Source organism: Mesorhizobium sp. P2_H9 (genome assembly GCF_056403215.1).
The window spans coordinates 219950-237658 of record NZ_JBFUFX010000002.1 but is presented as its reverse complement, the minus strand read 5'-3'; the positions used below and the strand labels follow the sequence as shown (position 1 = coordinate 237658).

General features: G+C 63.0%; 15 protein-coding genes. 4 read left to right on the top strand and 11 right to left on the bottom strand.

Translation table 11 applies throughout. The features are described from left to right. Positions 1-16: 16 nt before the first annotated feature. The 6 genes from AC1DXN_RS04195 to AC1DXN_RS04170 all read right to left on the bottom strand — a co-directional run bounded on the left by AC1DXN_RS04195 (position 17) and on the right by AC1DXN_RS04170 (position 6944). Entirely contained in the window at positions 17-1213 is a 1197-nt protein-coding gene (locus AC1DXN_RS04195) for a serine hydrolase domain-containing protein (RefSeq protein ID WP_477273017.1), read from the bottom strand. A gap of 63 nt (positions 1214-1276) precedes the next feature. Continuing rightward, positions 1277-2311 carry an ABC transporter substrate-binding protein gene (locus AC1DXN_RS04190; RefSeq protein ID WP_477245772.1) on the bottom strand — a complete coding sequence of 345 codons (1035 nt, stop codon included), beginning with the start codon at positions 2309-2311 and terminating at the stop codon, positions 1277-1279. A gap of 23 nt (positions 2312-2334) precedes the next feature. Next, the gene (locus AC1DXN_RS04185) at positions 2335-3135 is read right to left on the bottom strand and encodes an ABC transporter permease (RefSeq protein WP_477245774.1); all 801 of its coding nucleotides are present in this window, start codon (positions 3133-3135) and stop codon (positions 2335-2337) included. Beyond that, on the bottom strand, positions 3128-4048 hold the full coding sequence (locus tag AC1DXN_RS04180; RefSeq protein WP_477421469.1) for an ABC transporter permease: 921 nt from the start codon (positions 4046-4048) through the stop codon (positions 3128-3130). Before AC1DXN_RS04180 ends, AC1DXN_RS04185 begins: the two co-directional genes overlap by 8 nt. Then, positions 4048-5142: an ABC transporter ATP-binding protein gene (locus AC1DXN_RS04175; RefSeq protein WP_477273021.1), complete on the bottom strand. Its 1095-nt coding sequence runs from the start codon at positions 5140-5142 to the stop codon at positions 4048-4050. The genes AC1DXN_RS04180 and AC1DXN_RS04175 overlap by 1 nt, the downstream gene beginning before the upstream one ends. Before the next feature lie 128 nt (positions 5143-5270). Beyond that, positions 5271-6944 carry an amidohydrolase gene (locus tag AC1DXN_RS04170; RefSeq protein WP_477273023.1) on the bottom strand — a complete coding sequence of 558 codons (1674 nt, stop codon included), beginning with the start codon at positions 6942-6944 and terminating at the stop codon, positions 5271-5273. A 251-nt stretch (positions 6945-7195) separates the two neighbouring features. Between AC1DXN_RS04170 and AC1DXN_RS04165 the strand changes: the two genes are divergently transcribed. Together AC1DXN_RS04165 and AC1DXN_RS04160 are read left to right on the top strand one after the other, a co-directional pair. Next, positions 7196-7849: a TetR/AcrR family transcriptional regulator gene (locus AC1DXN_RS04165; RefSeq protein ID WP_477245781.1), complete on the top strand. Its 654-nt coding sequence runs from the start codon at positions 7196-7198 to the stop codon at positions 7847-7849. A 23-nt stretch (positions 7850-7872) separates the two neighbouring features. After that, positions 7873-8904 (top strand): histone deacetylase family protein, encoded by a 1032-nt coding sequence (locus AC1DXN_RS04160; RefSeq protein WP_477273025.1) that lies wholly within the window; start codon positions 7873-7875, stop codon positions 8902-8904. Between the two features lie 30 nt (positions 8905-8934). Here AC1DXN_RS04160 and AC1DXN_RS04155 read toward each other — a convergent pair whose 3' ends face one another. Both AC1DXN_RS04155 and AC1DXN_RS04150 read right to left on the bottom strand, forming a co-directional pair. Continuing rightward, positions 8935-10128: a TMEM43 family protein gene (locus AC1DXN_RS04155; RefSeq protein WP_477273027.1), complete on the bottom strand. Its 1194-nt coding sequence runs from the start codon at positions 10126-10128 to the stop codon at positions 8935-8937. A gap of 65 nt (positions 10129-10193) precedes the next feature. Then, entirely contained in the window at positions 10194-13097 is a 2904-nt protein-coding gene (locus AC1DXN_RS04150) for a M16 family metallopeptidase (protein WP_477273029.1), read from the bottom strand. A gap of 505 nt (positions 13098-13602) precedes the next feature. On the opposite strand from AC1DXN_RS04150, the gene AC1DXN_RS04145 reads away from it, so the two are divergent. Both AC1DXN_RS04145 and AC1DXN_RS04140 read left to right on the top strand, forming a co-directional pair. Next, positions 13603-14313: a helix-turn-helix transcriptional regulator gene (locus tag AC1DXN_RS04145; protein ID WP_477245791.1), complete on the top strand. Its 711-nt coding sequence runs from the start codon at positions 13603-13605 to the stop codon at positions 14311-14313. Next, entirely contained in the window at positions 14310-15080 is a 771-nt protein-coding gene (locus AC1DXN_RS04140) for a helix-turn-helix transcriptional regulator (protein WP_477245793.1), read from the top strand. The genes AC1DXN_RS04145 and AC1DXN_RS04140 overlap by 4 nt, the downstream gene beginning before the upstream one ends. A 5-nt stretch (positions 15081-15085) precedes the next feature. Here AC1DXN_RS04140 and AC1DXN_RS04135 read toward each other — a convergent pair whose 3' ends face one another. The 3 genes from AC1DXN_RS04135 to AC1DXN_RS04125 all read right to left on the bottom strand — a co-directional run bounded on the left by AC1DXN_RS04135 (position 15086) and on the right by AC1DXN_RS04125 (position 17699). Then, positions 15086-15523 (bottom strand): hypothetical protein, encoded by a 438-nt coding sequence (locus tag AC1DXN_RS04135; protein ID WP_477245795.1) that lies wholly within the window; start codon positions 15521-15523, stop codon positions 15086-15088. Continuing rightward, entirely contained in the window at positions 15520-16602 is a 1083-nt protein-coding gene (flhB, locus tag AC1DXN_RS04130) for a flagellar biosynthesis protein FlhB (RefSeq protein ID WP_477273031.1), read from the bottom strand. Before flhB ends, AC1DXN_RS04135 begins: the two co-directional genes overlap by 4 nt. An 80-nt stretch (positions 16603-16682) precedes the next feature. Further along, on the bottom strand, positions 16683-17699 hold the full coding sequence (locus tag AC1DXN_RS04125) for a flagellar motor switch protein FliG (RefSeq protein WP_477273033.1): 1017 nt from the start codon (positions 17697-17699) through the stop codon (positions 16683-16685). Positions 17700-17709: the final 10 nt, after the last annotated feature.

Sequence of the window (17709 nt, the reverse complement as noted above, 5' to 3'; positions counted from 1 at the left end):
AGTTTCTTCTTGGGGCTCAGGCCAGCGCCGCGGCAATCACGTGCACGGCCTTCAGCGTCGCCACGGAATAGGCGATGTTGGTGAAATCCGGATAGGTCGAAAGCTTCACCACGACCATTCTCGTGTCCCAGTCGATATGGATCAATTGGCCGAACACGCCCCGGCACATCAGCGCGCGCGAGCGCGGGTCCTCGATCCAGAACTGGTTGCGGTAACTGCCTTCCGGCAGGCTGGGATTGAAATCCGGTCCATGCCGGCCGTCGCGCGTCGCCTCGATCCACCCGGCCGGCACCACGCCACCGCCATTGTCGAGGATCAGCTGGCCGAAGCGGCCATAGTCGCGCAGCGTCGCGTTGAAGCCGCCATCGGCCACCGCATAGCCGGTGCTGTCGACGGTGAAGCAGGCGCTTTCATCGGCGCCAAGCTTTTGCCAGATCTCTTCGGAAACCAGTTGCGGCAGCCGCTTGCCTGTCACCCGCTCCATGATGAAGGCGAGCACATCGGTCTCGATCGAGCGGTACTCGAATTCAGCGCCATGCGGCCGGCTTTGCTCCTTCAGGCCCAGGATCAGCTCGAACATATGCGAAGGCCAGCGGAAGTCCGGATCGCTGCCCGGCGGCACCGGCTTCCAGCCGGTGGCGACATCGACCTGGCCGATGTCGGAATAGGGGTCGGTGTATTCCTCGGAAAAGCGCACGCCGCTGGTCATATCAAGCACATGCTGCACGCTGGCGCCGGCCCAACCGGTGGCGGCCAGTTCCGGCAGATAGGTCGTCACCGGCAGCGCCGGATCGATCAGGCCGCGCCCAACCAATATGCCGAACACTGAAGCGGTGACCGATTTCGCCATCGACTGCGACAGATGCAGCGAGCGGTCGGTCATGCCGTTGAAATAGCGCTCATAGGCGACCTTGCCGTCCTTGAGCACGAGGAACCCGTCCGTATAGGTTTCGTCGAGCAACCCGGCCAGCGTCGTCGGTGCGCCCGTGCTGTCCACCACCGCCAGCGCATCGAGATCGACCTCGGCGCGTTCGAAGCGGTGGCGGTGGGCGTTGCCGCGCCACACCTCGGCGGTCGGCAGGAATTCGCGTATGTGCTGGAACGCCCAGCGATTCCACGGGCCCCTGTCCCAGTCGAGCTTCGGCAGCACCATCTGCGGCGGCGAGCCTTGCATGATCGGCGGCGCCGGATCGCTGTTGCGATAGGAGTCCATGATTTCATGTCCTGACGAGAAACGGACCCGGCGGCGGCTGCCGCCGGGTCCGTCTTGAGGCGGCTACTTCTGCAGTTCGGTCCAGATCTTGGTGTAGAGATCCTGGATTTCCGGCGCGCACATCTGTTGCAGCTCGGCATGCGGCTTGTCAGCTTCAGGAATGACCACTTCCGGCGCATCCTTCATGTCGGCCGGCATGTATTTGTCGGAGCCCGTGATGGCATTGGCATAGCGGTGGAAAGCCGACAGGCCGGCGGCGTTCTCAGGATCCATGATGAAGTTCTGGAACAGCTTGGCGTTCTCGACATTCTTGGCTTCCTTGAGAACGACCAGGTTGTCGCTCCACAGGCCATAGCCTTCCTTCGGATAGAAGTAGTGAATGGCCGGGTTGGCCAGCCGCTGGCGCAGCGCCGAGCCATTCCAGTCGCTGGTCGCCTTGAAGTCGCCGGCGCCCATCTTCTCGATGGTGTTGTATTCCATGGCGATCCAGTTCGGCTTGGCCGCGACAAGCGTGTCGCGCACCTTTTTCAGCACCTCCTTGTCGGTGGTGCATTGCTGGCCGCCGACATATTTGATCGCCGCAAAGATCACGTCGTTCATCTCGGGAACGACATTGACCTTGCCCTTGAGCTCATCAGGCGTGTTGAAGATGATGCCCCAGCTGTCGGCAGGACCCTTGTAGGCATCGGTGTTGACGACAACGCCGACCGTACCGAGCGCCCACGGCACCGAGTATTTGCGGCCTGGGTCGAAATCGGGATTGGCCCATTCGGGCGCCACGTTCTTGAAGTTCTCCATCTTGCCCGGATCGGTCTCGAGCACGAGGCCTTCCTTGATCCAGATCGGCACGTAGGTCTGTGACGGCACCGCGATGTCAAATCCGGTACCGCCCTGGCGCACCTTGGCCAGCGCCGTGTCGTTCGAATCGTAATCGGTGATGGTGACCTTGATGTTATACTTGGCCTCGAACTTCTTGATCACGTCGGGGCTGGTGTAGTTGCCCCAATTGTAGATGTTCAGTACGCCGTCGGCGCGAGCCAGGCTCGTCGTTGCGAGCAGCGCCAACCCGATGGCGGTCGCCGTTGTCTTCCAGTTCATGGTTTTAACTCCCATTTGTAGGTTCAGTCCCGTTTCCTGCTGATGAAGAAAAACAACGTCACGATGGCGACCGACAAGAGCAGGAACACGGTCGAAATCGCGTTTATCTCAGGGGTTATTCCCCGTCTTATCTGGCCGAGCATGTAGGTCGGTAGCGTGTCCTGGCCACCCGATTTGACGAACTCGGTGATGACAACGTCGTCGAGCGAAATCACAAAAGCCAGCATCAGCCCGGCCAATATGCCGGGCCACAGCAGCGGCAGCGTGATGCGCCGGAACGTCCGCCACGGCGTCGCATAGAGATCGGCTGCGGCGCGCTCCAGCGTCAGGTCCATATTCTCCAGCCGCGCGCGGATCGGCAAATAGGCGAACGGAATGCAGAACGCGGTATGCGCGGCGATCAGATAGCCGAGGCCGGAATAGCCGGTAAAAATCTTGACGCGCGAGAAGAAGATCAGCAGCGCCACGCCGGTGACGATCTCGGGCACCATCAGCGGCTGGTTTATCGCCGCATATTTGAAGGTCAGGCCCGGATAGGCCGCCGTGCGGGTTGTGGCCAGCGCCGCCATGGTGGCGGCGACGGTCGCAAGCGTCGCAGCAATGGCGGCGATCTGGAACGACCGCAGCGTCGCATCGATCACCTGTGTGTTCTGCCACGCAGACTGGAACCATTTGAGCGAGAAGCCGCCCCATTCGGACGTCGACGTCGCCGCATTGAACGCATAGGCGACCAGCACGACGATCGGCAGATAGAGCACGACAAAGCAGGTCGCGGCGATGGCGGTGAAACCTGGCTGGTGCTTGATGGAGAAGGTCCTAGCCATGCCGCACCTCGGATCTGCCGGCATTGCGCACATAGGCAAGCAGGGCAACCATGACGATGACCATGACGGCGATCGACAGCGCCGAGCCGAGCGGCCAGTTGCGGCCCTGGCCGAAYTGCARYTCGATCAGGTTSGACAGCATCATGTTCTTGCCGCCRCCGAGCASGYTCGGSGTSACATAGGCGCCRAGCGCCGGRATGAAGACCAGGATSGAGCCGGCGATGAYGCCGGGYTTGACCAGCGGGAAAATGATCTTCCGCAGCACCTTGAAGCGTGTCGCGTAGAGATCGTAGCCCGCCTCGACCAGGCGAAAATCGAGCTTTTCCATGCTGGCATAGATCGGCAGCACCATCAGCGGCAGATAGACATAGGCCATGCCTATAAGGATCGCGGTATCGGTGTAGAGCATCTGGATCGGCGCCGAGATGATGCCGAGCTTGAGCAATATCGTGTTGATGATGCCCTCGTTGCGGATGATCTGCAGCACCGCGAAGGTGCGGATGAGCAGGTTGGTCCAGAACGGAATGGTGATCAGGAACAGCCAGAGGTCGCGCGTCTTTTCGCTGCGCGTCGCCATGAAATAGGCGGTCGGGAAACCCAGCGCCAAAGTCGCGATCGTCGTCACGATCGCCAGTTTGATGGAGCGCCAGAAAATGGTGACGTGAGCGGCGGCGACCGAAAGCGTGTCGTCGAAGATGTCGCGTTCCATGAACACCGACACCCAGGCCTCCGGCGAGAACTGCCATTTGACGTCGCCATAGGAACCCGGCGTCAGGAACGAATAGACCAGCACGATCAGCAACGGACCGGTCGCCGCCAGAAGGATGATCAACAGTGCCGGCGCCGACAACAGCCAACGATCGCGAACGTCGCGCCGCTCGGCCGCCTTGGCGACTTCCTCCGCACTTGCCATCAGTCCCTCAGCACTTGCGCGGCATCATTGCCGATCGAAATGCCGACCTTGTCGCCACGCTCGAAGCCGCAGCCTGCGCTGCGCGTGTTCTGCTGGCGCACGGTGAAGGCTTCGCCGCTGTCCAGTTGGACATGGATGTGTGTGTCGGTGCCGAAATAGACGATGTTTTCGACCGTCCCCGACAGGTCGCCCTTGCCCGTGGTCAGCTTGGCATGCTCGGGCCGCACCACCAGGGTGGCGTTGTCCTTCGGCTGGAAGCCTTCGGCCACGGTCGCGTCGATCGTCGCGCCGGATTTGAGCGTCGCCCGTGCCTTGCCATTGCCGATGCCTGATATGGCCGCGGTCAGGAAATTGGTCTCGCCGATGAAGTCGGCGACGAACCGTTCCGCCGGCTTGTCGTAGATATCCCAGGGCGAGCCGACCTGCAGGATCTTGCCTGACGACATCACCGCAATGCGGTCCGACATGGTCAGCGCTTCTTCCTGGTCATGGGTGACGAAGATGAAAGTGATGCCGGTCTCATGCTGCAGCCGTTTCAGCTCGATCTGCATTTCCTTGCGCAATTTGTAGTCGAGCGCCGACAACGGCTCGTCGAGCAGCAGCACTTTCGGCTGCGGCGCCAGCGCCCGGGCCAGCGCCACGCGCTGCTGCTGGCCGCCGGAAATCTGGCTGGTGCGGCGCGACGCCAACGCCTCCATCTTCACCAGCTTCAGCATCTCGTCGATGCGGGCCTTGATCTCGGCCTTCGGCTTGCCCAACATTTCCAGGCCAAAGCCGATATTCTGCGCCACCGTCATGTGCGGGAACAGCGCATAGGACTGGAACACGGTGTTGACCGGCCGCTTGAACGGCGGCAGCAGCGCGATGTCATCGCCGTAGAGCAGGATTTCGCCGGCGCTTGGAAAGTCGAAGCCGGCGATCAGCCGGAGCAGCGTCGTCTTTCCGCAGCCCGAAGGCCCCAGCAGCGTGAAGAATTCGTTTTCGCGGATCGACACCGAGACCGTGTCGAGAGCAGCGACCTGGCTCTCGCCCGAGCCGAACACCTTGCGCACGCCACGGACTTCGATCGCATTTCTACCCGGTTGTTCCGGCACGCAGTACCCCACTGAAATAGCCTGCTCTTGGCGGCAGGTCTCGTTGCTGTTCGATTGTCACCACATGCCGATGGGCTTGGCAACCACACAGTTGAATGTCGATTCAGAAAGCAAGCTCCATGCCACCGTCATGCCTGATAGGTCACTTTGCCGCCGCAGATCGTCGTCACCGGTCGCACCTTATGCAGCGCCTCCGGCGCGATCGCCTCGATATCGTCTGACAGCACCACCAGATCAGCCAGATAGCCTGACTTCAACATGCCTTTGCGATGTTCGGCGAATTCGGCATAGGCGCCTTCCACCGTGTAGCCGGCCAGCGATTCCTGCAGCGAGAAGCTCTGGTCGGGATCGCTTGCAGCCCACGGTTTGCGCAGCACTGCCGCCTGAATGCCCAGAATCGGATCGACCGGCGACACCGGCCAGTCCGAGGCGAAAACGACACGCGCGCCGGCATCCTTCAACGTCCGCCAGGCGTAGCTCAGCGGCCAGCGGGCCGGCCCGATGCGCGACACGGTCGGCTCCAGCGGAAAATCCATGGCGCCTGGCGGGTGCGGCGGCTGCATTGAAGCGATGACGCCAAGTTCGGCAAAACGCGGCACATCGGCAGCCGTGACCACCTCGATATGTTCGACGCGGTGCCGGCTGTCGCGCTTGCCGTTGGCCTTCTGCGCCGCCTCGTAACCGTCGAGCACCGCGCGCACGGCGCCGTCACCGATCGAATGCACCGCCATCTGCAACCCGCGTTTGTCGACGGCCACCGCCAGATCGATGAACTGCTGCGGCGTGAAAAGCGGCTCGCCTACCCAGTCAGGACGGTCCGCATAGGGCTCGACCATGACCGCTGTCCAGGAATCGAGAACGCCGTCGTAGAACACCTTGACCATACCCGACGACAACCACTCGCTATGATAGCGCTCGGCCATGACAGACGCCTTGTCGAGCATGTCGAGGGTCATGAAATTCTTGTAGTGGAACGGTACCTGCACGCGGCAGGGCAAACCTTCCTCGGCCTCGATCTCGGCCAGCAGTTCGAGCTGGTAGAGATTGCCGTCCATGTTCTGGATCGAGGTGATGCCGTGGCGTGCACACCAGGCCAGACCGCGCCGCATGATGTCACGGTCGGCGGCGCGCTCGGCGGCGGTCGGCATCGGATCCGGCTCGCCACCGGTCGCCAGCCCCAGCCGCACCCGGCCTTCGCCGGCAAGGTCGAGCACCGGACCAAAGGCCTCGCCCTCGCGCAACTCGCCGGCGGCAAGGCCATCATCGCCCATGACGATCTCGTTGCCTGGACCAAGCGTGCGTCCGTGCAGGATGCCGGCCATTTCCAATGCTTTGGTGTTGGCCCACATAGTGTGATGATCGGGCGCGGCCATGCAGAACGGGCGATCGGGTAAAATGGCGTCGAGATGATGGCGCGTTACCCGCTCGTCGCCAAGCACGGTGTAGTCGACGCCCTGCCCGACCAGCATCTTTGCATCAGGCCGCGTCGACGCATAATCGCGGATCGCTCGTTGCAGCGCCTCGAAGCCATGGATACCGCCCAGCTGAAGATGGGCGAGCTCGGCCCCTCCCGAGAACAGATGCATATGAGCTTCGATGAAACCCGGCAGGATCGAACCGCCCTTGGCGTCGACGACCGTGGTGGCCGCTCCCTTGAGCTCTTCGATGGCGGCGCGGTTGCCGATGGCAATGATGGCGCCGTCCTTGACGGCAATGGCCTCGGCGGCGGGATTGTCATCGTCCATGGTCCGCACACGACCGTTGATGACGATCAGATCAGCACCCGCACCCGTGACAGACATCGCGACTCCGCGCTTTTGACGACTGACTGAGACCGGCGACCCTGTTGTCCAACAACCCGCCACTCCGCAGAGCGGCGCTGTCGGGCGAAAATGATGCCAGTGCGCTGTCTCTGGAGATTCCCCTTGTTATCCCCGAGGACAGCGTGGATAAAAGAATGCGACTAAATATTCGCGTTTGTCAACGTGCCGAATTTCGAATGTATTGTGGACAGCATCCGGCGCTTGGGACGGGGGAACGAGGGCATCGGTACGTGAAGCGCAATCTCAGCCGCGAAACCAGGATAGCGCTCGAACCGCGCAAGCAGCCGCGGCAGGAACGGTCGAGCAAGGTGGTCGACCGGATACTCGACGCGGCGCTGACGCTGACGCGCGAGCAAGGGACCAAGACCCCAACGACGCTCGCCATTGCACAGCGCGCCGGCCTGTCGGTCGGTTCGGTCTACCAATACTTTCCCAACAAGGAAGCCATTCTTCTCGACCTCGCCCGGCGCTGGCTGTCATCCTTTCCCGAGGTCATCGCCAAGCGCATCAAGGTCGCTGCGCCAACCAACCGCGACGAGTTTCGCCAGGAAGTGCGCAAGCTCTTCATCGATACCTCCAGGCTCTATCTCGACAACGCCAGCCTGATGCCGGTGATCGAGGCTATTTCGGGCAACGCCGACCTCAGGCCGATCCAGAACGAGTATGACGACCAGATCATCGCCCTCTACGCGGCATGGCTGCAGCATGTGAACCCGGCGCTTGAAGGCAAGATCGCCAGCCGGCTCGGCGTGGTTATGATGGAGGTCGGGCACGTCTGCCGGCTTGTGGGGTTGAAAAAAGACCGCAAGACGTTCGACCTCATTGAGGACGATGTGGAAACCATGTGGCTCGCTTTGGTGAGCCCCTATCTCAATCTTGACTAAGTTCGCATTTCGAGAGGAATTTTATGAAGACTGTCTATTCGCCGCTTCATGCCGGCCATGCCGGGCAGATGGAACTGGTTGCGTCGGCCATCGTGCCGGGTTTCGAAAAGCCGTCGCGGGCCGAGTTCATCAAGGCGCGGGTCGAAAGCGAAAAGCTCGGGCCGATCATCACGCCGGTCGAGCATGATCTCAGCGCAGCCAAGCGCATCCACAGGGCCGACTATATCGACTTCCTGCCGACCGTCTGGCCGCAATGGATGGCCGCCGGCTTCACGGGCTCGGCCATGCCCTTCACCTGGCCAACGCGCGGCCTGCGCGGCGACGTGCCGCCGCAGCGCATCGACGCCCTGCTCGGCTACTATTCCTTCGACGCCGGCGCCACCTTCGTCGAAGGCACCTGGGCTGCGATCAAGTCGTCCTATGACGTTGCGCTCACCGCGGCCGCGCTGGTCAAGGGTGGCGAGACATCGGCCTTCGCGCTTTGCCGTCCACCCGGCCATCACGCCGGTGCCGGCTTCATGGGCGGCTACTGCTTCATCAACAACGCCGCCGTCGCCGCGCAATGGTTTCGCGACCAGGGCGCCAAACGGGTCTCGATCCTCGATGTCGACTATCACCATGGCAACGGCACGCAGGAAATCTTCTACGGCCGCGCCGACGTCCAGGTCATCAACCTGCACGGCGATCCCCTGACCGAATACCCGTTCTTCCTCGGCCATGCCGACGAGCGTGGTGAGGGCGAAGGCGAAGGCTTCAACATCAATTATCCGATGCCGTTCGGCACCGGCTGGGACCGCTGGAACGCCTCGCTGGAGGACGCCTGCACGAAACTTGCGGCTTACGTGCCGGATGTCGTCATCGTCTCCCTCGGCGTCGACACTTTCGAGAAAGACCCGATCAGCCAGTTCAAGCTGACAAGCGCCGACTATCCGAAGATCGGACGCCGCATCGCCAAGCTCGGCCTGCCGACGCTGTTCGTCATGGAAGGCGGCTATGCCGTCGAAGAGATCGGCATCAACGCCGTCGGCGTGCTGACCGGCTTCGAGGACCGATAACAAAACAGGGCGAACGCCCTGTTTTGCCGATCAGGTGGCTGCGCCGACGCTCGGCGCCGCAGCCGGTGCGGCCGGCTTGCGCGACCGGCCGATATAATAGACCGCCGCCGCCGCGATGAGGCCTGCCGCCAGAATGCCTGCCGCCAGCACCGGCCGGTACCAGAACCAGGCAATCGCGATGGTCGTCGTCCCGACCAGGATCGCCAGGAAGAAGGCGATGATGCCGGTTCCCATCCGCGCGATGCTGCCGAGGAAGGGGATGACGTCGAGGATGACGCCGATCGGGCTCAGAAACAGCGCAAAGCCGATCGTTAGCAGCAGCAGACCGGCGGCGCGCAGCAACCAGGTGATGATAGTGTTCTCAGAGACGGCGTCGGCGAACATCTTTGCCGCCGGCACGTCACCCGTGTCGACCATCAGCAGTTCGTCGCCGGCGACCGTCTGGTAGGGCTGAAACCGGCTGCCGGCCTGGCGCGCAACAATGCTGACCACGCCAAGCGGCGCCAGCTCATAGCCGATGCGATAATCGCCCAGTGCCGGCGATGCCGTGTCGGCGCCGAGGTAGATCTTGCCGTCGACGACGTTGATGGGCTTTGTGCCGGTGTAGGCGGCCTTGATCGCGGCCGTCTGGCTGGACGCGAGCGAATAGTCCTTGTCACCCTCGATGCGGTCGAGCACCGGCGTATCGAGATCGAACGCGACGAGTTTGCCGTCCGGAATCTGGAACGTCTTGCTGTGGACTTCCATCGGCGGATTCTGGTGGCCGTCCGGCTTCTTGAAATCCGATGAATCGATCTGGCTGTCGTCCCACACCTTGGAATAGGAGTAGGTCGTCACCGTCTCCTCACCGCCGCCCAGCTTCTTCTCCGTCTCCGACTTGGATTCCTCCTTCCACTGGTACATCTCGGCGGTGCGCGACAGGCGCAGCCCTTGCGCCGCAATGCCGAAATCCGGATCGGAAAGGCCGTCGCTCGCCGTCACCGGGCCGCTGACGTGGACAAGCTTGCCGTCATTGGCGGCATCGACTCTATCGGCGCCAACCGAGACGACCGCACCCGATCCTTCGGCCAGCGAGCGCGCGGTCTGCACCGCGCGGCCCTCGTTCCAGAACAGCCCGATCACCATCAGCACGACCAGCAGCAGGCCGAAGACGACCCCGCCAACCGCGCGCTTGATCCGCCCGAACCACGAGACCGATGTTACTTCCCGAAATGAATCGCTCATTGTTTCCCCCGAAACCGCTATTGTCGAAACTTGCGCGCGAGCGGACTGCCGCGCGCTTCAAACCATTAATCAGCGTGAATGCGGGCGCCGCAATCCTTGCCGTTCTCGCAGGAATGCACCGCCCGTGTCGTCCCGCCATCGCCGATTCGCCATGGCGAGGCGGTCAGCGGTGCCTGTTGATTGCCGCTGAGCAGATCGAGGGCGCGCATGGCGGTTTGCTCGTCTCCCCGCTGCACGATCTCGACGTCCTTGAGGCCGATCGCTGCAAGCTGCGGCATCACCACATCCGGGTCGCCCGCCACGACGATCGGCGAAGGATCGAGCGATGACAATGCCAGCGCCTGTTTCTGCACGGCGTCGAGCGTAAGCTTGGTGCGCGCTGTCATGCGGCCCTGCTGGTCTTCCAGCGTCGAGCCGCTGCCGACGGCGCCGATCAGTGAACTGAACAGTCCGGCCGAAGTTTCCGCCGATCCGGCCAGTGCCCTGCGGTAGACAGTGACCATGCGGTCGACCTCATCCTGCGCCACCGGCAAGGTCTTCAGCCCGGCAAATCCTTTCAGGATTTCGGTGATCGCCGGACCGGTGTTGGCCCGCTCGACGGTGGTCGCCACCACCAGTCCGGATCCGGCCTTCATCGGGCTGAGCAGATAGCTGGATACGCCGTAGGAATAGCCCTTCTCCTCGCGGATCACAGAATTCAGCCGGCTCGAAAAATCGTCCCCGAGCAGATTGGCGACCGCGGTCGATTCGGCACGCTCGCTTTCGTCGCTGCCGGGTGCAGGCCGAGCCACGAACAGTGCCGACTGGCTGGCGCCGGGTTCCGGCACCAGCAGCACTTTTTGGCCGCCATTGAAATGCGCCGCCGGCGAGGCCTCGGGCGCATAGCCGGCAGCATCGCTTGACCATGCGCCGAACGCCTTTTCAAGGCTGACGGCAACGGTCTCCACCGGCACCGGGCCGACGCTGTAGAAGGTCACGGATTTGGGCGTGAACACGGCCTTGAAGGCAGCCTTGGCGTCGTCCAGCGAGATCGACGCCAGCGCCTTTGCCGACCAGTCGATCGCCGCCTTGCCTGGCACCTGCGGAATGAGTGCCGCCTTCGCCGCGCGGCCTGCCACACCCGGCAGGTCCGCCTCCCGGCCATTGAGCCAGTCGGCAGTCTGCGCCGTCAGGATGGTCCAGTCGGCCTTGTCGAAACGCGGCTTCAGCACCGCGTCGGCAAGCAGCCCGATGCCTTGATCCAACTTCTCGGGCTGCACCCCGAGCGTCATGGCGGTGGTCAGGGTGCCGGCCTGGGAACCGATGCTGGCACCGATATCGCTGGTGGCCTTGGCAAAGTCGGCGGAACCGCGCTCGCCGGCGCCGCGCATCGCCATGCTGGCGGCAAGTTCGAGCAGCCCTTCCTTGCCTTCCGGCACGCTGGTCCAGCCGCCTTCGGCGCTCGCAGCGAGATAGACCATCGGCGCTTCCGGCATGGTGTAGTGGACAAGCTTGATGCCGTTCGAGAGCGTCGCCGTCTCTTTTCCCGGCAGCACCGCCCAAGGTGCGTTGCCGGCCAGGTGCTTGGGAATGTCAATCGCCACGCGCTCCGGCGCGGTGAACGGCTGCGGCGTGCCGGACGATCCGATCAACGCGTCGGGGTAGCCGCCGCGCGGACCGGGCTTCAGCACCAGAACGCTTGCGTCTTCCGGCTTCAACAGCCGTTTGATCGTCGCTTCGATATCGGCGACACTGGCGTTCTTGATCCTTGGATCGTCCTCCAGCGCGCTCTGCGCATCGCCGAGGATATCGGCGTTGTAGGAGACCGCGCCGGCGCGATCCTTCAGCGACTCGGTGCCGAGCCGGGCACCGAGCAACAAATTGCTGCGGGCGCGTTCCACGTCCGCCGGATCGAGCGGCGTCTTCAGGAAATCGGCGAAGGCCGCCTTCATCTCGGCTTCGAGCGCCTCGGGGGCGACACCTTCCGCCGCGCCGGCCTCTAAGGTGAAGCGGCCGCCGAGCAGCCCGCCCGTCCAGCCCGCGCTGGCATAGGTGGCGATGCCCTTCTGCGCCACCAGCCGGTTGCGCAGGAAACCGTAATCGCCATTGCCGAGCAGTTCCGCGGCGATGCTCAGCGCGCCATTGTCTGGCGACTGCGCTGCCGGACCGCTGAAGCCGACCACCACGACCGGGCTCGGCACACGGTCCTCGAGCACCAATTTGAGTCTGGCTTGCGTCGGTTCGGGCACTGCCGGCCGCGCCACTTCGGCGCCGCGCGGTACCCGGCCGAACGTGTCTTCGATCAGCGCCTTGGTCTCATCGAGTTTGAGATCGCCAACCAGCACCAGCACGGCATTGTTGGGCAGATAATAGCTGTTGAAGAAGCCTCTGACATCGTCGAGCGTCGCGGCATCCAGGTCGGCCACCGAACCGATGACCATGCGGCTGTAGGGATGCGGCTTCGGAAACAGCCCCGACCAGAAGGCTTCCCAGCCGGAGGCGCCGGCCTTGTCGAGCACGTTCTGCCGCATCTCGTTCTTGACGACGGAGCGCTGCAGGTCGAGCTTGGCCTGCGTCACCGAACGGCCGAGATTGGCCATGCGGTCGGCTTCGAGCGACAGGATCATCGGCAGCGACGACGACAGCCCGTCGACATAGAAGACGGTGCCGTCCTCGGTGGTCCAGGCGTTGATCTCGTTGCCGAGTGCTGCATGGGCGCCAAACACGTTCGGCCATGCCGGCGTGCCGGAAAACATCAAATGCTCGAACAGATGCGCAAAGCCCGAGCGTCCCGCCGGTTCGTTCATCGAACCGACGCGGTAGCGCAGGTTCATCACCACTTTCGGCGCGCGATGATCCGGCACCAGCACCACCTGCAGCCCGTTGCCAAGCGCATAGGTGACGACAGGCTCGGCCTTCGCTGGCTCTGCCGCCCAGGCGCCGCTCCACAGCGCAAGCGCCACCGTGAATGCGAGAAAAATCCGCACCATGATCAAACCCCATCTCGACGGCCGCGAAACACGCGCCGCCAACATCGCCCAGAATCGATCGAAAAGGACGCCCATCCGTTCCGGTCGCCGCAACCTATCGGAATCGATCGGTCGCCGATACGGCACGCTTGCAACAAGGTCTGGCTTTTTCGTGTCGGGACCTGTGGTCGAAGCTCCCGAAAGCCGGCCTCTGAGTCGCGCCTGAGTCCATAGGATTCGATTTTGTCAAATCGCGTTTGATGTCGGATTCGAGTGCGGGTAGATTAGACCCGAATCAGCCGGTCCTGGGGGGCGCGGCGACCACCCAAAGTCTCACGTTCCGGAGTTTCTCCGGCGCCAGACGCGGACGGCTTCGCGTTCCCTGAAAGGATTCGGTTTGATCCGCGCGACCCCGCGCCATGCGTGTGCTTCGTAAACGTAATGCGTATCCAAGTTCGGCTGCTGGTCACTCCAGCCTCCGGGCTCAAGAATAGATTCCGGCCATGACATACAACCAAAGCAGCAAATGAGCAGTCCCGCCGCGCTTCTGCAATCCGACACAGTAGGCTCACGCCTCGCGTCTCGCGGCGATCTCACCTCCTTTTTCATGCAGCTTGCCGCCGAAATCGGCGCCGACAGCTACATGCTCGTCGCCATCGTCCACGACCAGGACCGTAACGACGCCCGCATCGTTTCTTCCAACTGGATCTTCGACGCCATCGAACTGATCGGCAAGCGGCTGATCGCCGGCCTTGCCCAAGGGGCATTGACGGCCGCGCCCGGCATCCGCCCGAAACCATTGGTGGCCGCCCAGGCGCCGGACGACGGCGGACTGCTTACCGGCGAGGAGGCCCGCCTTCTCGACGTGCTCGGCCATGCCGAAATCTATTCGCTGCGGCTGAATGTCGGTCGCCAGCGCCTGTTCGCGCTGTTTTCTGCGGCGGCCGCCGGCAAGATCGACCAGCCGGCGCTGATGAAGGCGCAGCTGAAGTGCTGCTATGCACTCTCCAGCATCCCGCAATTGATCGCCGCCGCCGCCATGCAGGATCCGCTGTCCGACCGCGAGCGCGAATGCCTGTTCTGGGTGTCCGAAGGCAAGACCACCGACGAGGTCGCGGTCATCCTTGGCGTCTCCTCGAACACCGTCAACAGCTACATCACCCACGCCATACAGAAATTCGCGGCCTCGAACCGCGCGATGGCCATCGCCACGGCGATCAGGAGCGGCATCATTTGAAACACGCGCACATCAAGGAGGCAGCGGAGGCCCTTTTCAGCGAGCAGCGCAATCCGTTCGGAGCCTTCTCGCTCGGTTCCGAAACGCATCACGCCGTCACCATTCCGGATGCCGTGCGCCGCTGCCGCTGGATCGCCGTCGACGTCAATGCCTCGGCCTTCGGCCTGTTCTTCGTCAGTCCGTCACCGGAACGCGCCCGTCTCGTGGCCAGCTTCGATTCCGACTATCCCGGCACCGCCGTTGCGACGAAATTCATCTCCGGCGCCAATGGCGAGGAGATCGTGCGCCACACCCGCACCTCGACGGCGCCGCGCTGGTGGGCGGATGACGGCATGGCCGGTTCGGAAGACACATTCCAGAACCTCGCCTGGTCGGAGCGCATGGCGCCGCTGGCGCCGGGCACCAACGGCATCGCCTTTCCCGTTCATGCCGATCGCGGCCATTGCGGGTTGGTGGTTTTCCTGGGCTCGCAAATGGCCTTGCCGGAAGACGCGCTTTACGAGATCCACGCCCGCTGTTTCTCGCTGTTTGCAGCGGTCGCCCGTATCCGTCCGAGCGATGCCGGCAGGATGCGCTCGATCTCCAAGCGCGAACTCGAATGCCTGAAGCTGACCGCCAACGGCAACACCAGCGAGGAGATCGCACGGCTGCTGAAACTGTCGGTCCACACCGCCAACCAGTATCTGACCCAGTCGACCCAGAAGCTCAACGCGGTCAACCGCAACCAGGCGGTCGCCAAGGCGCTGCGGCTCGGGTTGATAGAATAGGGCAATCAGCCAAAGGCGAGCGGTTCGGTCTTGCGGATCCGCGCCTGCTCGATCACCGCCTCAAGCAGGGCCGTGTTGTGCTCGGGGTCCTCGCCAGGCTTCTCGAACGACACGTAGTTGACCACCACCGATGCCTTGTGCTCGCTCAGGGTCAGCTGGAAATAGACGGTGACGCCGGGTGGCCTGAGTTCCAGATCGAGCACGATGCGCGGACTGCCGCTCCAGTCGACATGGGCCTCGCCGCCATGGCCGAGCCGCAACGTCCCCGGCAAGAAGAACAGCTCCACAGCCGAATCCACCAGATCCGACAGGCAGGCGAAATGCTCCAGCCGGATGAAGGCGATGTAGTCGGCGACATCGATCAGCCGCAACTCGTCCACCACCTGCTCGATGGCGTTGGCGACGATGATCTCGCGGGATTTTGCGTGCGGTTGGCGGTTCATGAAATCTGTCTGCGCTCAGCCTTTTTCGAGTAGACGATCCGCACCAGTTCGGCGACGGCCTGGTAGAATTGCGACGGGATCACGCTATCAACCGAAACTTGCTTGTACATGGAGCGGGCGAGCGCCACGTCCTCGAAGATCGGGATGTTGTGCTCCCTGGCGATCTCGCGGATCTTGAGCGCCACCAGATCCTGGCCCTTAGCCACCACCACGGGGGCCGCATCCTCGTCGCGGACATATTTCAGGGCGATCGAAAAGTGCGTCGGATTGGCGATGATCAGCGTCGCGCGCGGTACCGCCGTCATCATCCGCCGCCGTGCCCGATCGCGCGCCAGCGACCGCAGCCGCGACTTGATGATCGGATCGCCTTCGGCCTGCTTCATCTCGTCCTTGACCTCCTGCTTGCTCATGCGCAGATCCTGCCGCCAGTGGAAGCGGGACCAGACGAGGTCGACGGCAGCAATCAACGCCATGACGAAGACGATCGCCACCAGGATATCGACGGCGATCCCCCTGATGACGAGACTGAAAGCGACCGGGTTGGTGATCATGCCGGTCAACAGCTTGCGGTGGTCTTCCGACAGCGTGAAGACAAGCACGGCGATGGCAAAGCCAAGCTTGCCCAGCGATTTCAGGAACTCGACCCAGCCCTGAACGCCGAACATCCTGTTCCAGCCCTTGGCTATCGAAATGCGCGACAATTGCGGCCTGATCCGCTCGCCGACGAATTGCGGCATGTTCTGGAACACGGAGGCGCCGACACCGGCCACGACCAGCAGCACCAGCAGGCTGACCACGGCTCGACCGACCTCCATGATGACGGTCTTGTAGAGCGCAATGACGTCGGTCTCGGTCTCCATCGGCCACGCCTCCGGCTTCTCCAGGAACATCGACAGGAACGTGCCGAGATCGACGATGGCATCCTTGGCGTAGAAGACGGTGAACACCAGGATGGCGACGAAGGAGGCAAGGATCGCGGTTTCCCGGGAATGGGGCAGCTTGCCCTGTTCGACGGTGTCGCGGATCTTCTTTTCAGTCGCGTCTTCGGTTTTCGAGTCTTTGTCGACCGCGTCAGCCATTTGGTGTCAGCCGCTTTGAGCAATTCCAGGAAAAGTGTGAGCGGTTTTCCGCCCGGAATTGCGAAAAAAGAGATAGAATGTCAGGCTGCTTCGCTCTGCTGCGACGAGGGAAGTTCGAAGGCCCCCTCGCGCGAAAGCCGGATCGTCGTCACCGAGACTGTCTTGCGGGCCGCCATGATGTCGGCAAGCGCGATCCCCTCCGAGCCCTGTCCGAGCTCGGCTTCGATCATGCGCCGCGACCGTGCGCCGATGGCCGACAGCACCGCTTCGGTCAATCCGGGCGGCGCGCCGCGCAAGGCCAGCGTGACCAGTTCGGTCGACAGCCCGTCGAACAGCAGCACGCGCGCCTTCTGGGTGAGCAGCGGCAGGTCGTCGAAGGAAAACAGCCGCGACCTGACGCCACCAAGATCGGGCGTGCCGGCTTCTTCCAGATCCTGCATGACCTCCTCGAGCTGCGGCTTGTCCATCTCGTTGAGCAGGCTGGCGACGCGCGCCTGTCCGGCCGATGTGTCCTTGGTCGAGGTTTGCGCCAGTATGCTGTTGCGCAGCTGGTTCTCGACGATCTTGGTGGCCGCGTCTGGAACGCTGGCCAATGTCACCATGCGCTTGATGATCTCGCTGCGCATCGGCTTGGTCATGGTCAACAGCACATTCGCCGCCGCTTGCGGCGAAAGCTTCGCCAGCACCATGGCCGCGGTCTGTGCATGTTCGCCGGCAAGGAACGTGCCGAGGCGCTCCGGTTCGAGCTTTTCCAGCTCGGGCCAGATCGGCGGCGGACCTTCCGGCGCGACCTCGAACCGTTTGTCGCCCATGATGGCGCTCATTTCTTCCGGCGACAGCGATTCATTGAGGATGGTGTCCATCCTGTCGGCGGAATCGAGCAGCCCCGCCCCTTCGGTGAATTCGGCTTCGAATTCGGCGACGATGCGTTCGAGATCGCTTTGCGGAATCGTGCGCAGCAGACGCGCACCCTCGATCAGCGCCTTCAATTCCTCCTGCTTGAAGAATTTCAGCAGCCGACTGGCCGAGGGCTTGCCCATCGCCACCAGGATCGCGGCGGCCTTTTGCGGGCGCGTCAGCGTCATCAGCGTCGTCATGCCGTCCGCT